General features: G+C 64.0%; 14 protein-coding genes and 1 pseudogene. 3 read left to right on the top strand and 12 right to left on the bottom strand.

What is annotated here, in order from left to right; all coding sequences use genetic code 11:
• The 11 genes and pseudogenes from ACVW16_RS22100 to cysG all read right to left on the bottom strand — a co-directional run bounded on the left by ACVW16_RS22100 (position 1) and on the right by cysG (position 10,416).
• Positions 1-1,176: a DUF3734 domain-containing protein gene (locus ACVW16_RS22100; RefSeq protein ID WP_456701235.1), complete on the bottom strand. Its 1,176-nt coding sequence runs from the start codon at positions 1,174-1,176 to the stop codon at positions 1-3.
• Between the two features lie 79 nt (positions 1,177-1,255).
• A complete protein-coding gene (locus ACVW16_RS22095) occupies positions 1,256-1,759 on the bottom strand; it encodes a CAP domain-containing protein (protein ID WP_456701234.1) in 504 nt (167 codons plus the stop codon).
• 90 nt (positions 1,760-1,849) lie between these two features.
• Positions 1,850-2,887 (bottom strand): sulfate/molybdate ABC transporter ATP-binding protein, encoded by a 1,038-nt coding sequence (locus tag ACVW16_RS22090; RefSeq protein ID WP_456736283.1) that lies wholly within the window; start codon positions 2,885-2,887, stop codon positions 1,850-1,852.
• Positions 2,877-3,788 carry a sulfate ABC transporter permease subunit CysW gene (gene cysW, locus ACVW16_RS22085; protein ID WP_456736284.1) on the bottom strand — a complete coding sequence of 304 codons (912 nt, stop codon included), beginning with the start codon at positions 3,786-3,788 and terminating at the stop codon, positions 2,877-2,879. Before cysW ends, ACVW16_RS22090 begins: the two co-directional genes overlap by 11 nt.
• A gap of 10 nt (positions 3,789-3,798) precedes the next feature.
• Positions 3,799-4,635: a sulfate ABC transporter permease subunit CysT gene (gene cysT, locus ACVW16_RS22080; RefSeq protein WP_456736285.1), complete on the bottom strand. Its 837-nt coding sequence runs from the start codon at positions 4,633-4,635 to the stop codon at positions 3,799-3,801.
• A gap of 36 nt (positions 4,636-4,671) precedes the next feature.
• Positions 4,672-5,674: pseudogene (locus ACVW16_RS22075) on the bottom strand (sulfate ABC transporter substrate-binding protein).
• 112 nt (positions 5,675-5,786) lie between these two features.
• A complete protein-coding gene (locus ACVW16_RS22070) occupies positions 5,787-6,512 on the bottom strand; it encodes a phosphoadenylyl-sulfate reductase (protein WP_456736287.1) in 726 nt (241 codons plus the stop codon).
• A complete protein-coding gene (locus ACVW16_RS22065) occupies positions 6,509-7,024 on the bottom strand; it encodes a DUF934 domain-containing protein (protein WP_456736288.1) in 516 nt (171 codons plus the stop codon). The genes ACVW16_RS22070 and ACVW16_RS22065 overlap by 4 nt, the downstream gene beginning before the upstream one ends.
• Positions 7,011-8,666: a nitrite/sulfite reductase gene (locus tag ACVW16_RS22060; protein WP_456701227.1), complete on the bottom strand. Its 1,656-nt coding sequence runs from the start codon at positions 8,664-8,666 to the stop codon at positions 7,011-7,013. Before ACVW16_RS22060 ends, ACVW16_RS22065 begins: the two co-directional genes overlap by 14 nt.
• Before the next feature lie 11 nt (positions 8,667-8,677).
• Complete coding sequence (locus tag ACVW16_RS22055) at positions 8,678-8,995, bottom strand: DUF2849 domain-containing protein (protein ID WP_456701226.1); 318 nt, start codon at positions 8,993-8,995, stop codon at positions 8,678-8,680.
• Positions 8,992-10,416 (bottom strand): siroheme synthase CysG, encoded by a 1,425-nt coding sequence (cysG, locus tag ACVW16_RS22050; RefSeq protein ID WP_456736289.1) that lies wholly within the window; start codon positions 10,414-10,416, stop codon positions 8,992-8,994. The genes ACVW16_RS22055 and cysG overlap by 4 nt, the downstream gene beginning before the upstream one ends.
• Before the next feature lie 245 nt (positions 10,417-10,661).
• Between cysG and cysD the strand changes: the two genes are divergently transcribed.
• The 3 genes from cysD to ACVW16_RS22035 all read left to right on the top strand — a co-directional run bounded on the left by cysD (position 10,662) and on the right by ACVW16_RS22035 (position 15,847).
• On the top strand, positions 10,662-11,456 hold the full coding sequence (cysD, locus tag ACVW16_RS22045; protein ID WP_456705148.1) for a sulfate adenylyltransferase subunit CysD: 795 nt from the start codon (positions 10,662-10,664) through the stop codon (positions 11,454-11,456).
• A 20-nt stretch (positions 11,457-11,476) separates the two neighbouring features.
• The gene (gene cysC, locus ACVW16_RS22040) at positions 11,477-13,393 is read left to right on the top strand and encodes an adenylyl-sulfate kinase (RefSeq protein ID WP_456736290.1); all 1,917 of its coding nucleotides are present in this window, start codon (positions 11,477-11,479) and stop codon (positions 13,391-13,393) included.
• A gap of 288 nt (positions 13,394-13,681) precedes the next feature.
• A complete protein-coding gene (locus ACVW16_RS22035) occupies positions 13,682-15,847 on the top strand; it encodes a malate synthase G (protein WP_456736291.1) in 2,166 nt (721 codons plus the stop codon).
• A 62-nt stretch (positions 15,848-15,909) separates the two neighbouring features.
• Here ACVW16_RS22035 and ACVW16_RS22030 read toward each other — a convergent pair whose 3' ends face one another.
• Entirely contained in the window at positions 15,910-16,065 is a 156-nt protein-coding gene (locus tag ACVW16_RS22030; protein WP_008546817.1) for a Thivi_2564 family membrane protein, read from the bottom strand.
• Positions 16,066-16,131: the final 66 nt, after the last annotated feature.

The following is a 16,131-nucleotide window of genomic DNA, read 5'->3' as shown; positions in this document are numbered from 1 at the left end:
TTATTCGCTCCTTTGTGGCGGGGGCGCAGTGACGTCCCCCGTGAGATCGTAAGTGACCATGGTCTCGCCGGACTGCGGCCTCTCGAGCCAATCCTTGTGGCGCATCGACAGATGCACGTCGCGCACGCCGCTTTCCCAATGCTCGATCATCGCGACATGCGAGAAGTCGTAGTCCTTGGACGAGGATTCATAATTCTTGCTGCGATAGATCAGGTGCACCACCGTGATCGTGCTCTCGCGGGCCGCCTTGTTGAGGATCTCGACCGAGGGATCGTTCTTCAGAAAATCGGGCAGCTTGTCGATCAGCGCGCGCAGCGCCTTGCGGGTGTTGTGCACCTGCTTGTTCTTGTCGGTGTTCATCCGCGTGCGGCTGGAGAAGCGGATGTCCTTCTCGCGCTCGGTCGCCTCGAGCAGCGAGGTCGGGAGGTCGCCGCGGGCGCTGAACAGGTCGACCTGGAAGATCAGGAGGTCGCGGTCGATCTCGGCATCGAGCACGAAGTCGAGCGGCGTGTTGGAGGCGATGCCGCCATCCCAATAATGCTCCCCGTCGATCACCACGGACGGAAAGCCCGGTGGCAGCGCACCCGACGCCATGATGTGCTCTGGGCCAATCTTCTTGCCGAGCTTCTTGAACTCGTAATTGTCGAAATATTTGAAATTGCCGGAGGTGACACCGACGGCGCCGACCGACAGGCGGGTCTTGAGATCATTGATACGGTCGAAGTCGACGAGCCGCTCCAGCGTCTTCTTCAGCGGCGCGGTATCGTAATAGCTCTCGGCCTGCTTGCTCCCCGGCGGCCAGAGCGGCGCGGGCGGCACACGCGGGACGAAGAAGCCGGGCACGCCGAAGGTCGCGATCAGCGCTGCGCTGGTGGAATTGAACAGCTCGCGGCCGTGGTCGCTCTTCCCGATCGGCTTCCACGGCACCGGCGCGGACACCATCTCCCAGAATTCCTTGAGCCGCTTGACGCGGGTTTGGCCCTCATTGCCGGCGATGATGGCGGCATTGACCGCGCCGATCGAGATGCCGGCCACCCATTCCGGCTCGAAATCGAAATGGCAGAGCGCCTGATAGGCACCGGCCTGATAGGAGCCGAGCGCACCGCCGCCCTGGAGAACCAGGACGCGCTGCGCCTTCGCGGGGACTGTTGCGACTTCCGGGCTGTGATCTGTCATGTGGGACTAATAGCAAAAGGCGAGCCACCGTGGCGACAGTTTCGCCGCGGCGTCAATGCATCCCGGGATCAAGTCTGGCTTATCTGGGGTCGGTCGAGGCCAGGATCATGGTCCAGAACACCTTGTACTTGGTGCCTGGAGCATAGCTCGCCGCTATGCCCAATTTTGTGACACCGCTCTTGAGCATGTTGGCGCGATGGGGCGGCGAGTCGCGCCAGCCGGAAAAGGCTTCCGCCAGCGTATGATAGCCGGCCGAAATGTTCTCGACCGCCACGGTCGCGGGATAGCCGCCGGCGGCAAGGCGCTTGCCCAGGGGCGCACGGACGTCATGGTCCATCTTGTTGGCGGCGGCCATGGCGTTGGACTGGGATTCGGCGAGCCGCATCAATTCAGGGTCGACCTCGACGGTGCCGAGGCCGTTGTTCTGGCGGTATTGCGAGATCATGATCGCGGCGGCCGGCGCATCGAGCTTGGCGCCCGGCACCGACATGTCGGCATACATCGACGGCTGCTGGACCGGCGCTTCGTTGCCGGCACAGCCGGCGAGAAGCAAAATGATGAGAATTGCGGCCGCAGCGCGCATGTTCAGGGGCCCCCAAATGAGGGGCCGTTGTTGCATACCAACCGTGGCTGAAAGGTGAATTTTGAGGAAAATTCGAGCCTTTGAGACGGCTCAGGCGCCCGCAAATATCCGGTAGCGGCGAGGGTTTAGACCGATCGTGTCGCCAGCGCGCAGTTCCCGGTCGCGGGGTGCATCGATCTCGATGGTCTCGCCACCCGACAGTGCGACCTCGGCCCGTTGCACCGGGCCGAAATTGCGGACATGTTGAACCGCGCCCTCGAAGGCGCCCGAGCCGGGCGGGCCGACCAGCATGTCATGTCGCCTCACGAACAGTTTTGACGCGCCAGGCGCAAGCCCGTCCGCCGCAAGATTGAGCGGGCGGTCGCCGAGCCGCACCGCGCCCTCGGCCACATGGACCGGCAGCTCGATGCATTCGCCGATGAAGCCATGCACGAAGGCGGTCGCCGGCCTCTCGTAGACGTCGTCGGGCGAGCCGATCTGCTCGATCCTGCCCTTGTCCATGACCACGACGCGGTTGGCGACTTCCAGCGCTTCTTCCTGGTCGTGAGTGACGAAGATCGAGGTGACGTTGATCTCGTGATGCAGCGAGCGCAGCCATTTGCGCAGCTCCTTGCGCACCTTGGCATCGAGCGCGCCGAACGGCTCGTCGAGCAGCAGGATTCGCGGCTCGATTGCGAGCGCCCGGGCAAGCGCAATGCGCTGGCGCTGACCGCCGGAGAGCTGGCTCGGATAGCGGTCGGCGAGCCAGTCGAGTTGTACGAGATCCAGCAGCTCCTTGACGCGCGTGCGGATCGTCGCTTCGTCCTTGCGGATCGCGCGCGGCTGCACGCGCAGGCCGAATGCGACGTTCTCGAACACGCTCATATGACGGAACAGCGCGTAATGCTGAAACACGAAGCCGACGTGGCGCTCGCGCGCGCCCTGCGCCAGCGCGTCCTCGCCATTGAAAGCGACCTCGCCGGAATCAGGCCAGTCGAGGCCGGCGATGATCCGCAGCAGCGTGGTCTTGCCGGAGCCGGACGGGCCGAGCAGGGCGAGCAGCTCGCCGTCGGCGACCTTGAGATCGACGCCGTCAAGCGCGGCAAAGCTGCCGAACTTCTTGACGAGATTTTTGACTTCAATGGTCATTGACGTCGTGCCCTTCGTCGAGGTGGCGTTCGAGAATGGATTTGGCGACCAGCGTGATCAGGGCCAGCATCGCGAGCAGCGAGGCGATCGCGAAGGCCGCGACGAACTGATACTCGTTGTAAAGGATCTCGACCAGCAGCGGCATGGTGTTGGTCTCGCCGCGGATATGACCTGAGACGACCGAGACCGCGCCGAACTCGCCCATCGCGCGGGCGTTGCAGAGCAGCACGCCATAGAGCACGCCCCATTTGATGTTGGGCAGCGTGACGCGGAAGAAGGTTTGCAGGCCGGAGGCGCCGAGCGAGATCGCAGCCTCTTCCTCCTGCGTGCCCTGCTCCTGCATCAAGGGGACCAGTGCGCGCGCCACGAACGGGAACGTCACGAAGGTGGTGGCGAGCGCGATGCCGGGCACCGCAAACAGGATCTGGATGTCGTGGTCGCGCAGCCAGCCGCCGAAATAGCCCTGCGCGCCGAACAGCAGCACGAAGACGAGGCCGGAGATGACGGGGCTCACCGAGAACGGCAGGTCGATCAGCGTGATCAGGAAGGTCTTGCCCGTGAATTCGAACTTGGCGATCGCCCAGGCGGCGACCAGACCGAAGACGAGATTGAGGCTGACCGAGATCGCCGCCACCACGAGCGTCAGCTTGATCGCCGCCAGCGCCTCGGGCTCGGCGAGCGCGGCGAAATAGGCGAGGATGCCCTTCGAGAAGGCCTGCGCGAACACCAGGACCAGCGGCAGTACGACGAAGACGGAGAGGAATAATACCGCCAGCGTGATGATGGCGATGCGCACCGCCTTCGGCTCGGTGCGGAGATTGTTGCGCGCGGCTGCCGCATGCGCACGGGTCCTGGCATTGGGGGCGGAGAGCGGGACAGAATCTGCGATCTGCATCGTCATCGCATCCACCTCAACGCACCGGGACCCGGTCCTGCGCCCAGCGCTGCAACCGGTTCACCGCGAAGATGATGACGAAGGAGACGACGAGCATGACCACGGCGATCGCAGTCGCGTCGGCATAGCGGAATTCGGAGAGACGGATCACGATCAAGAGCGGCGCGATCTCGGAGACGTTGGGCAGATTTCCGGCGATGAAGATCACCGAGCCGTATTCGCCGACCGCGCGCGCGAAGGCCAGCGCAAGTCCCGTAAGCAGCGCGGGCGCGAGCGACGGCAGGATCACGCGAATGATGGTCTGCCAGCGGCTGGCGCCAAGGCTGCCAGCGGCTTCCTCGATTTCGGCGTCGATATCCTGGAGCACCGGCTGCACGGTGCGGACAACGAAGGGAATGCCGATGAAGATCATGGCGACGAAGATGCCGAGCGGCGTGAACGCCACCTTGATGCCGAGCGCGGCGAGCGGCGCACCCAGCCAACCCTTCTCGGCGAACAGCGAGGTCAGCGCGACGCCGGCCACCGCCGTCGGCAATGCGAAGGGTACGTCAACGATGGCATCGAAGATTCGCCGACCGGGGAAACGATAACGCACCAGCGCCCAGACGATGATGCTGCCCATCACGAGGTTGACGCAGGCGGCAGCAAAAGCCAGACCGAAGGAGACGCGCAACGCATTCAGGGTGCGACGGCTGGAGACGATCGCCCAGAACTGATCAAGGCTGAGTTCGGTGGATTTCAGGAACAGCCCGGCGAGCGGAATCAGGATAACGACAGAGAGCCAGGTCAGCGTCAGTCCCATCGTGAGACCGAAGCCCGGCAATGTCCGGCGTCGTGCTGCGATTGCGCTCACCAGGCCCCCTGCCAAAGCCGCTCCGACGGCGCCCCATCAGTTCTTGTAGATCTGATCGAAGATGCCGCCGTCGGCAAAATGGTCTTTCTGCGCCTTGGTCCAACCACCAAAAACGTCATCGATGGTGAATAGCTCGACCTTGGCGAAGGAATTTTCATACTTCTTGGCGATTTCCGCATCGCGCGGACGGTAGAAATTGCGCGCGGCGATCTCCTGACCTTCCTTCGTGTACCAATACTGGAGATAGGCATCGGCGACGTTGCGGGTGCCCTTCTTGTCCGCGACCTTGTCGACGAGGGCGACCGGCGGCTCCGCCAAGATCGACAGCGGCGGCGCCACGATCTCGAATTTCTCCGGGCCGAATTCCTTCAGCGCAAGATAAGCTTCGTTCTCCCAGGCGAGCAGCACGTCGCCGACGCCGCGCTCGACGAAGGTCACCGTGGCGCCCCGCGCGCCGGTGTCGAGCACCGGTACCTGCTGATAGAGCTTGCCGATGAACTCCTTGGCCTTGTCGGCGGAGCCGTATTTCTTCTGCGCGAAGCCCCAGGCCGCGAGATAGTTCCAGCGCGCGCCGCCTGACGTCTTCGGGTTCGGCGTGATCACGGCAACGCCTGATTTGAGCAGGTCGTCCCAGTCCTTGATGCCCTTCGGATTGCCCTTGCGCACCAGGAACACAATGGTCGACGTGTAGGGCGATGAATTCTGCGGCAGCCGCTTCTGCCAGTCGGCCGCGATGAGGCCCTTGCCGGCGATGGCGTCGATGTCGTAGGCGAGTGCGAGCGTCACCACGTCGGCCTGCAAGCCATCGATCACGGCGCGCGCCTGTGAGCCGCTGCCGCCATGCGACTGCTTGATCTCGACGCTCTTGCCGGTCTCCTTCTGGTAGGCGTTGGCGAACGCCTTGTTGAAATCCGGCATAGAGCTCGCGCGTCGGATCGTACGACACGTTCAACAGGTTGATATCAGCAGCGAGAGCCGAGCTTGCCCAGAGAAGTCCTGCAGCGAGCGGAGCGATACGGCGCATCATGTCCATCTCCATTCACTTCGACGACATCGATGTCGACGAAGGCATGCAGGCGAAACTCGTGGCGAAACGCTCTCAAGTCAACGGAAGCGGATTTTCTTGTTCGCAGGCTCGCAGCGCGACTGTGCTACGAACCCTTCATCGTATGAATGCCGCATTCTGTCTTGGCACGGCCGCGCCAGCGCCCCGCGCGCTCGTCCTCGCCTTCGGCTGTTCTGCTCGTGCAAGGCATACACCCGACCGAGCGAAAACCGGATACGACAAGCGGGTGACGCGGCAATCTGGCGCGGACGAAAATCGCCTCGAGTTCCTCGCGCGAGACATTGGCGAACGGATTGAACTTCAACCGTGCGCCATCGTCCTCGACGACCGGAATGTCGGCGCGCGCATTGCCCTGGAAGCGCTTGCGGCCATTGAGCCAGGCATCGAACGGCTTCAGCGCACGCGCCAGTGGCTCCACCTTGCGGATGCGGCAGCAGGCATCGGGATCGGAAAACCAGAGCTCGCGGTCGGGATCCTCGCGCGACAGCGCCTCCTCGGCTGGCTTGATCGAGCGCACGTCCTTCAAGCCCAGCATCGCGATCAGCGTATCGCGATAGGCCAGCGTCTCCTCGAACAGCCAGCCGGTGTCGAGGAAGATCACCGGGATCGCCGGATCGACATCCGCCATCACCTTCAACAGCGTCGCCGATTCCGTGCCGAAAGACGACACCAGCGCGAGCTTGTCACGACCAACCGCCTTCAGCGCGGCAGCGATGACTTCGGCAGGCGAAGCATCGCGCAAGGCACGATCGAGCTCCGCCGCCGAAGGCAGCGTTGAAACGGACGCGACCTGGGGCGCGATGGCGTTCATGTGCCGACTCCTTCGGAGTGGCGCAGCTGCATGCGCCGGTGCAGCGCCGTAATCCGGCCGTCTCCGGTCGGCTGGTAGAACACCGAATAGCGTTTCGCGGTCTGCATGAAGGCTTCCGCGTCGGCCTGCTTCTTCACCTCGAAGGAATCGAAGCCGGCGCGCAGCATGAAAACGAACTGGTCGCGCAGGATCTGGCCCGTGGCGCGCAAGTCGCCACGATAATTGTGCCGCTCGCGCAGCAGCCGCGCCTGGCTGTAGGCGCGCCCGTCGCGGAAGGTCGGAAACACCAGCGCGACGGTCGCGACCTTGCCGAGATAGGGCACGAGCTCGTCGATGTCGCGGTTGTTCGGCCAGATCACGCCGACCTTGCCCGGACGCTCGAGCAGCGCGTCGGCCTCGCCGATGAAACGTTCGGCCGGCACCAGGATGTCGCCGCTCACGGGCAGCGGCGTATCGACGGCGAGCTTGACGAAGCTGTCGTCGACGATTTTTCCGCCGTTAACGAGTGGCATAGACGCGCTCCTTGAAGGGCTCGACGCCGAGGCGCTTCACCGTGTCCATGAACAGTTCTTCGGGCCGCTCGCGCAGCGCCAGATAGGCCTCCACGACGTCCTCGATCACGTCCGCGACCTCGTCGAATTTCACGCCGGGACCGATCAGCGTTCCGAGCACAGCCCCTTCGTCAGCGCGGCCGCCGATGGTGATCTGGTAGACCTCCTCGCCGTTCTTCTCGACGCCGAGAATGCCGATATGGCCGACATGGTGATGGCCGCAGGCGTTGATGCAGCCGGAGATATTGATGTGCAGACGCCCGATCAGATTGGCAAGCTCGTGGTTCGCGAAACGCCGCGTCAGCTCCTGCGCGATCGGGATCGAGCGCGCGTTCGCCAGCGAGCAATAGTCGAGACCCGGGCACGCGATGATGTCGGTGATCAGATTGACGTTCGGCGTCGCCAGCCCAAGCTTGTCGAGCGCCTTCCACAGCGCCGGCAGGTCGCGCTTGGCGACGTGCGGCAGCGCCAAATTCTGCTCATGGCCGACGCGGATCTCGCCGAAGGAATATCTGTCGGCGAGATCGGCCAGCGCATCCATCTGCTCGGCCGTGGCATCGCCCGGAGGCTTGCCGATCGGCTTCAGCGAAATGGTGACGATGGAGTAACCCTGGGCCTTGTGCGGCGCCACCGAGTTCTTGCGCCAAGCCTCGAAGTCGGGATCGGCCGCGGCCTGACGCAGCTCGTCCGGCATGTGCGGCAGCTTCTCGTAAGCGGGATAAGTGAAGCGCGAGCGGATGTCCTCGATCACCTCGTCGTCGATCTGCAGCGAGGAATTGCGGATGTGCTGCCACTCCTCCTCGACCTCGCGCGAGAATTTCTCGATGCCGAGCTCGTGCACCAGGATCTTGATGCGTGCCTTGTAGATATTGTCGCGGCGGCCGTACTGATTGTAGACGCGCAGGATCGCCTCGATATAGCTGAGGATATCGCGGCCATGGACGAAGTGCTTGATGGTCTTGGCGATGAACGGCGTGCGGCCGAGACCGCCGCCAACCAGCACCTCGAAGCCGGTCTCGCCCTTCTCGTTCTTGATCAGCTTGAGCCCGATGTCGTGAATCTTGATCGCGGCGCGGTCATGCTCCGAGGCGGTGATCGCGATCTTGAACTTGCGCGGCAGGAACGAGAATTCCGGATGCAGGGTCGTGTGCTGGCGGATCAGCTCCGACCAGATCCGTGGATCCTCGATCTCGCCGGGTGCAACGCCAGCCCACTGGTCCGAGGTGACATTGCGCATGTTGTTGCCGGAGGTCTGCATCGCATGGATACCGACCTTGGCAAGATCGGCCAGCGCATCCGGCAGCTCGGCGAGCTTGATCCAGTTGAACTGGATGTTCTGCCGTGTGGTGAAATGGCCGTAGCCGCGGTCGTATTTGCGCGCGACATGGGCGAGTGCCCGCAACTGGTTCGTCGACAGCGTCCCGTAGGGAATCGCGACGCGGAACATGTAGGCGTGCAGTTGCAGATAGACGCCGTTCTGGAGGCGCAGGATCTTGAACTCGTCCTCGGTGAGCTCGCCGGAGAGGCGGCGCTTCACCTGGTCGCGGAACTCCGAGACGCGCTCGTTGACGAGCGTGCGATCGATTTCGTCGTAAGCGTACATAAGAAAATGCCTTAAGCCTGGGCCTGCTGTCCGATGGTCACACCGGTGCGGCGGATCTGTTCGCGCAGATTGCCCGGTTCGATCTTGCCGTCCGCGCCAACCTGCACCGGAGCGATATAGGGGCCAACGGCGCCGAGGTCATCAGCGACGGATTCGGCGAGCAAGGCTTTCGCTTCATCGGAGTTGCGCACGATCGCAGCTTCCGAGAGCTCCGCGGACCAGCCCTTGGCGGCGGTGCGGTACACCACGATGCCGTCCCAGGTGCGGTTGGCGGTCACCACCGAGGGGCCGGCGATCTTGATCTTCTTCTGTTCGAGCGGGGAGGTCATTCGGCTGCATCCAATAGGTCAGAGATGATTTGCTTTGGGGATTGACGGCGAAGCGAGCCGGCATGCCGGACCACGTCGCCGATGATGAGGATGGCAGGACCGCCACTGGTCTGCCGCACAAGTTCGGGCAAGTCGCGTAGCGTGCCGATCGCGCCTTGCGCATCGGGTCGGGTGACGCGGGCAAACACGCCGACCGGCGTCTCCGGCGAACGGCCGGCGGCGAACAGGCCGGCACGAATAGCGGGCGCGGCTGTCATGCCCATGTAGACAACGACGGTCATTTTCGTGTCGGTCAGCGTCGACCAGTCGACGGTCTCCGCGTCGCGCGCCTTGTGCGCGGTGAGGAAGGTGATGCGGGTGGCTTCATGACGGTAGGTCAGCGGCACCTCGAAATCGGCGGCGCCGCCGAGCCCGGCGGTGATGCCCGGAATGATCGAATAGGCGATGCCGGCGGCGCGCAGCGCCTCCACCTCTTCGCCACCGCGGCCGAACACGAAGGGATCACCGCCCTTCAGCCGCACCACGCGCTGCCCCGCTTGCGCGGCCTCGATCATGCGCTTGTTGATGGCATCCTGGCCGATGCCGGGCTTGCCGACGCGGCGGCCGACCGCAACGCGCGCGGTGTCGCGCCGGATGCGGTCGAGAATTTCCGCGGAGACCAGCTCGTCGTGGAAGACGATGTCGGCATCCTGCAACGCGCGCAGCGCCTTGATGGTGAGAAGATCGGGATCGCCGGGGCCGGCGCCAACCAGCGCGACCGAACCTTCAGGCTTGTCGGCGCGCGCGAAGGCCGAGGGATCGGAGATCGCCTTGAGTGCAGTATCGGCCTCACCGTTGCGGCCGGCCAGCACGGCGGCGCCGATCGGGCCGTCGATCACGCGCTCCCAGAAGCGACGGCGCAGCGGAAACTCGGCGATGCGCTCGTTGATGGATCTGCGGAAGCCACCGATGAACTCGGCCAGCTCGCCGATGCGCGAGGGCAGCAGCGCCTCGATCTTCTCGCGCACGCGCCGTGCCACCACCGGCGACGTTCCGCCGGTGCCGACCGCGACCACGACATCGCCGCGATCGACGATCGCCGGAAAGATGAAGCTGGAATGGTCGAGATCGTCCATGACGTTGACGGGCAGGCCGAGCGATTTTGCGCGGGCCGACATCGCAACGCCGACATCGCCTGCACCCGCGCAGACGATCGCGATGACACCGGCAAGATCAGATGTGAGCGGATCGCCGGTCGCGATCTCGATACGCGCACTGTCGCCTGAATTCAGACCCAGGTCCCGATTGCCATCGATCGCATGCACGCGGACGCGCGCACCGGCAGAAGCGAGCACGCGCAATTTTGCGCGCAAAAGCTCACCCGCGCCGATGAGGACCACTGGACCGCTACTGAGATCGAGGAACACCGGCAAGAACCGCATTCGATACTCGCTTGCCCCACATACGGGGTTGACTGGAATTATTTTCTATATATGTGTCGTTTCGAGCGCGTAAAGAGAAAATTTTTTCTTCTCTTCTGCGGTGCAACTATAGAATTTTCGCCTCCAAACGCAAAGTGGCAGAGATGCATCTTCTCAAGGACAATTCCGCTGCGGACAGGCTGGACAACCCGGCTCTCGTCGAGCGCGTGAACGCGCAAGATTTTTCTGCTGATGCCGCACCCAGCATGGACCATCTCGATCAGCTTGAGGCGCAGAGCATCTACATCTTCCGCGAGGCCTTCGGCCGTCTGAAGAAGATCGCCCTGCTGTGGTCGCTCGGCAAGGACTCCAATGTCATGATCTGGCTGGCGCGCAAGGCGTTCTTCGGGCGCCTGCCATTCCCGGCCCTTCATGTCGACACCGGCAAGAAATTTCCGGAGATGTATCGCTTTCGCGATCATTACGGCAAGGAGTGGGAGCTCGACCTGCGCGTCGAGCCCTGCCCGCCCATCGATGCCGTCGACCCCACGCTGCCCCCGGCCGCCCGTTCCGCCGCGCGCAAGACCGAAGGTCTCAAGATGGCGCTGGCGAAATACGGCTTCGACGGCCTGATTGCCGGCATTCGACGCGACGAGGAAGCCACCCGCGCCAAGGAGCGCGTGTTCTCGCCGCGCGGCCTCGAAGGCAATTGGGACGTCCGCGATCAGCCGCCGGAGTTCTGGGATCATTTCAACGCATCGCCGCCGCAGGGGGCGCATTTGCGCATTCACCCGATCCTGCATTGGACCGAGGCGGACATCTGGGCCTATACCAAGCGTGAGAACATCCCGATCATCCCGCTGTATCTCGCCAAGGACGGCAAGCGCTATCGCTCGCTGGGTGATCAGGACATCACCAATCCGGTTGCTTCAACAGCATCCAGCATCGACGAGATCCTGGCCGAACTCGAGCAGACCAAGGTGCCGGAGCGTGCCGGCCGTGCGCTCGACCACGAGACCGAGGATGCTTTCGAGCGCCTGCGCGTCGCCGGCTATCTCTGATTCAAGGACGCATCACGGCCATGAACATGATCGTCACCCCCTCTTCGTCCGCTACGCCCAACGGGACCACGCGTCCGCAGGTCCGCATCGTCATCGTCGGCCATGTCGACCACGGCAAGTCGACGCTGGTCGGCCGCCTCCTGCATGAGACCGGCAGCCTGCCGGACGGCAAGCTGGAAATGCTGAAGGCCGTCAGCGCGCGGCGCGGCATGCCGTTCGAATGGTCGTTCCTGCTCGATGCGCTCCAGACCGAGCGCGACCAGGGCATCACCATCGACACCACGCAGATCCGCTTTCGCACCAATTCGCGCGACATCGTGCTGATCGACGCGCCCGGCCACGCCGAATTCCTGCGCAACATGATCACCGGTGCGTCGCAGGCCGACGGCGCGGTGCTGATCATCGACGCACTCGAAGGCGTGCGCGACCAGACCCGGCGTCACGGCTATCTCCTGCATCTGCTCGGCGTGAAGCAGGTCGCTGTCGTGGTCAACAAGATGGACCGCGTCGATTTCAGCGCCGATCGCTTCAAGGAGATCAGCGACGAGATTTCGGCGCATCTCAACGGCCTCGGCGTGACGCCGGCCGCCGTGATCCCGATCTCCGCGCGCGACGGCGACGGCGTCGCCGAGCGCACCGACCGCATCGGCTGGTACAAGGGACCGACCGTGGTTGAAGCGCTCGATCGGCTCGAGCCGGCGCGACCGCTGGAAGCCTTGGCGCTGCGGCTGCCGGTGCAGGCGATCTACAAGTTCGACGATCGCCGCATCGTCGCCGGCCGCATCGAATCCGGCAGCCTGATTGCCGGCGACGAGATCGTGATCATGCCGGCCGGCAAGATCGCCAAGATCAAGACGGTCGAGAGCTGGCCGGTGACGCCGGTCGCAACGCGCCAGGGCGCCGGCCGGTCGGTCGGCATCACGCTCGACCGCGAATTGTTCATCGAGCGCGGCGACATCATCGCACACACCAACGCTGCCCCGCGCGAGACGCGGCGGCTCCGCGCGCGCATCTTCTGGCTGCACGACAAGCCGCTCGCCAAGGGCGACCAGATCCTGGTCCGCTCGGGGCCGAAGGAAAGCCGGGCCACCGTGGTGGCCATCGAAAAGGCGGTCGATCCCGGCGAGCTCGAGAGCCGCGAGAACAAGGCGATCGGCCGTAATCATGTCGGCGAGATCGATATCTCCCTGTCCAATCCGATTGCAGCCGATCCCTATACCGAGAATCCGCGCACCGGCCGCCTCGTGATCGAGGTGTCAGGGCGCATCGCCGGCGGCGGCCTGGTGCTGTCGGTCGATGCCGGGCAGCGCGCCGTGCCGGTCGACATCGTTCCGGTAGAATCCGCACTCCGTCCCGACGAACGCTCCGCGCGCTATCAACACAACGGCGCGGTCGTCTGGCTCACCGGCCTGCCGGCCTCCGGCAAGTCGACCTTGGCGAAGGCGCTGGAGCGGCGGCTGTTCACCAATGGCGGCTCGCCGATCCTGCTCGACGGCGACACGCTGCGGGCCGGGCTCAACGGCGATCTCGGCTTCTCTGCCGCCGATCGCAGTGAGAACATCCGCCGTCTCGCCGAGGTCGCGACGCATCTGGCGCGGAACGGCCATATCGCCATCGTCGCCGCGGTTTCCCCGGCGCGCGAGGATCGCGCCACCGCGCGCCGCATCGCCGACGCCGCGTTCCGCGAGATCCATGTCGCGACGCCGGCCGAGATCTGCGAGGAGCGCGACCCCAAGGGCCACTACAAGAAAGCCCGCGCGGGTGCACTGGCGTCGTTCACCGGTATCGGCAACGACTACGAGGCGCCGGAAGCGGCCGAGCTCGTGATCGATACGTCGACACGGACAGTCGCCGAAGCGGCGGATGAGATCGAACAGATGCTGAAGACATCGGGCGTACTGTTCGACGAAGTCGTGGACCTCGCCGCGAATATTTGAGGCGGTCCTACCCCAGCGGTCGTCGCCCGGCTTGACCGGGCGACCAATGTTCCAGAGACAGCATTGGGATACGGGGATGCCGTGCCGTGCTGGATTCCCCGCTTTCGCGGGGAATGACAGGTTGCGCGGCACTCCACCTCTCCTTGACATTTTGACAATCCGCCGGGGGTCTTCTCACCGCCCCGATTTTGGGGCTAATAGGTCCCGAAAGCCGCCTCTCGCGGGCGCATTTTGCTGCTGGCGGGTCAAAAGCAGCCAAAACAGCCATTTCCAACAAGAAAGACCATCATGAAACGCGTTGACGCCCACGGATTGAAGATCGCCCCCGTCCTTTTCGATTTCATCGCCAAGGAAGCCGCCCCGAAAACCGGGATCGCGCCGGATGCGTTCTGGGCCGGGGTGGCGGGCCTCATCAGGGAGTTGGGGCCGAAGAACCGGTCGCTGCTCGCTGTCCGTGATCAGCTGCAGGCCAAGATCGACGACTGGCACCGGGCCCACAAGGGCAAGGCATTCGACCTCAACGCCTACACCGCCTTCCTGAAGGAGATCGGCTATCTCGTTCCGGAGCCGGCGACACAGAAGGTCGAGACCGCCAATGTGGATGAGGAGATCGGCAAGATCTGCGGCCCGCAGCTCGTCGTGCCGCTCACCAATGCACGTTATGCGCTGAACGCGGCAAATGCGCGCTGGGGCTCGCTTTATGACGCCTTCTACGGCACCGACGCGATCCCGCATGACCCATCCGAGGGTGGCAAGGGCTACAACAAGGCCCGCGGCGACAAGGTGATCGCGAAAGCAAAAGCGTTCCTCGACGCCGCCGTGCCGCTGGCGACCGGCAGCCACACCGACGTCACCGCCTATAGCGTCGTCGCGGGCCAGCTCGCCGTGAAGCTGAAGAGCGGCAACGCCACCGCGCTGAAGAGCGCCGCGCAATTCGCCGGTTTCCAGGGCGATGCGGCCGCGCCGAGCGCCGTGCTGCTCGTCAACAACGGCTTGCATGTCGAAGTGAAGATCGACCGCAGCAGCGCGATCGGCAAGGACGACCCGGCCGGCGTCGCCGACATGATCATGGAATCAGCCGTGTCGACCATCCTCGACATGGAAGACTCGGTCGCCGCCGTCGATGCCGAGGACAAGGTGCTGGTCTATCGCAATACACTCGGCCTGATGAACGGCACGCTGTCGGCCGACTTCGAAAAAGGCGGCAAGACGCTGACGCGATCGCTCAACGCCGACCGCAGCTACAAGACGCCTGACGGCAAGGGCGAAGTGAAGCTGCACGGCCGCAGCCTGCTGTTGATGCGCAATTGCGGTCACCACATGTTCACCGACGCGGTGCTCGACGAGAACGGCGTGGAAGTGCCAGAAGGGCTACTCGACGCCGCCGTCTCCGGCCTGCTCGCGATCCACGACCTCAAGGGCAACTCCAAGGTCAAGAACAGCCGCACCGGCTCGGCCTATATCGTCAAGCCGAAGATGCACGGCCCGGACGAGGTCTCGTTCACCTGCGAGATCTTCGATGGCGTCGAGAAGATGCTGGGCCTGCCTGAGAACACGCTCAAGGTCGGCATCATGGACGAGGAGCGGCGCACCACCGTCAACCTCAAGGCCTGCATCCAGCGCGCCTCGAAGCGCATCATGTTCATCAACACCGGCTTCCTCGACCGCACCGGCGACGAGATCCACACCTCGATGGAAGCGGGTCCGATGATCCGCAAGAACGAGATGAAGGCGCAGGCCTGGATCAAGGCCTATGAGGACTGGAACGTCGACATGGGCCTGATCGACGGCCTTCCCGGCCATGCCCAGATCGGCAAGGGCATGTGGGCTGCCCCCGACAAGATGGCCGACATGCTGCAGCAGAAGCTTAGCCATCCGCAGGCCGGCGCCACAACCGCCTGGGTCCCCTCGCCGACCGCGGCGACGCTGCACGCGCTGCACTACCACCAGGTCAACGTCATCGCACGCCAGCAGGAGCTGACCAAGGGCGGGCCGCGCGCAAAGCTCTCGGACATTCTCACCATTCCGGTGTCGAAGTCGAACTGGGCCCCCGATGACGTCAAGCAGGAGATCGACAACAACTGCCAGGGCATTCTGGGCTACGTCGTGCGCTGGATCGACCAGGGCGTCGGCTGCTCCAAGGTGCCTGACATTCACGATGTCGGCCTGATGGAAGACCGCGCGACATTGCGCATCTCCAGTCAGCACCTCGCCAACTGGCTGCATCAGGGCGTCATCACCGAGGCGCAGGTGATGGAATCGCTCAAGCGCATGGCTGTCGTCGTCGACAAGCAGAACGCCGGCGATCCGATCTACAAGCCGATGGCGCCGGCCTTCGACGGCGTCGCCTTCAAGGCCGCCTGCGACCTCATCTTCAAAGGCCGCGAGCAGCCGAACGGCTATACCGAATACATCCTCACAGCGCGCCGCCGCGAGGCGAAAGCGGCGGGCTGAGGCCCCAGTTCGAACATCAGAAGCCCCGGCTCAGGCCGGGGCTTTTTTGTCGGCAATCGTAGCTAGAACACCGCGAGATATTTCAGCAGGGACACGATGCCGATGATGATGACGATGACGCGCGCGATCTGCTTGGCGCGGCCATCCATCGGCAGCATGTTAATGAGATAAAGAACGAGAATGACGACCAGGAATGTGACGAGGACGCCGACCAGCATTTGTAACCCCCTTCAGGCCAGTTGGTACCGTGGCTTAACGTCGAGGCTTCGCGTCGGGTTCCATAT

Source organism: Bradyrhizobium sp. USDA 4474 (assembly GCF_054057515.1).
The sequence above is the reverse complement of the archived record's forward strand: the minus strand, read 5'-3'. Positions and strand labels throughout refer to the sequence as shown.

Excerpts from the sequence above, each read along its gene's own strand:
- ACVW16_RS22100 (WP_456701235.1), bottom strand. The coding sequence starts at position 1,176 with ATGACAGATCACAGCCCGGAAGTCGCAACAGTCCCCGCGAAGGCGCAG.
- ACVW16_RS22095 (WP_456701234.1), bottom strand. The coding sequence starts at position 1,759 with ATGCGCGCTGCGGCCGCAATTCTCATCATTTTGCTTCTCGCCGGCTGT.
- ACVW16_RS22090 (WP_456736283.1), bottom strand. The coding sequence starts at position 2,887 with ATGACCATTGAAGTCAAAAATCTCGTCAAGAAGTTCGGCAGCTTTGCC.
- cysW (WP_456736284.1), bottom strand. The coding sequence starts at position 3,788 with ATGACGATGCAGATCGCAGATTCTGTCCCGCTCTCCGCCCCCAATGCC.
- ACVW16_RS22070 (WP_456736287.1), bottom strand. The coding sequence starts at position 6,512 with ATGAACGCCATCGCGCCCCAGGTCGCGTCCGTTTCAACGCTGCCTTCG.
- ACVW16_RS22065 (WP_456736288.1), bottom strand. The coding sequence starts at position 7,024 with ATGCCACTCGTTAACGGCGGAAAAATCGTCGACGACAGCTTCGTCAAG.
- ACVW16_RS22060 (WP_456701227.1), bottom strand. The coding sequence starts at position 8,666 with ATGTACGCTTACGACGAAATCGATCGCACGCTCGTCAACGAGCGCGTC.
- ACVW16_RS22055 (WP_456701226.1), bottom strand. The coding sequence starts at position 8,995 with ATGACCTCCCCGCTCGAACAGAAGAAGATCAAGATCGCCGGCCCCTCG.
- cysG (WP_456736289.1), bottom strand. The coding sequence starts at position 10,416 with ATGCGGTTCTTGCCGGTGTTCCTCGATCTCAGTAGCGGTCCAGTGGTC.
- cysD (WP_456705148.1), top strand. The coding sequence starts at position 10,662 with ATGGACCATCTCGATCAGCTTGAGGCGCAGAGCATCTACATCTTCCGC.
- cysC (WP_456736290.1), top strand. The coding sequence starts at position 11,477 with ATGAACATGATCGTCACCCCCTCTTCGTCCGCTACGCCCAACGGGACC.
- ACVW16_RS22035 (WP_456736291.1), top strand. The coding sequence starts at position 13,682 with ATGAAACGCGTTGACGCCCACGGATTGAAGATCGCCCCCGTCCTTTTC.
- ACVW16_RS22030 (WP_008546817.1), bottom strand. The coding sequence starts at position 16,065 with ATGCTGGTCGGCGTCCTCGTCACATTCCTGGTCGTCATTCTCGTTCTT.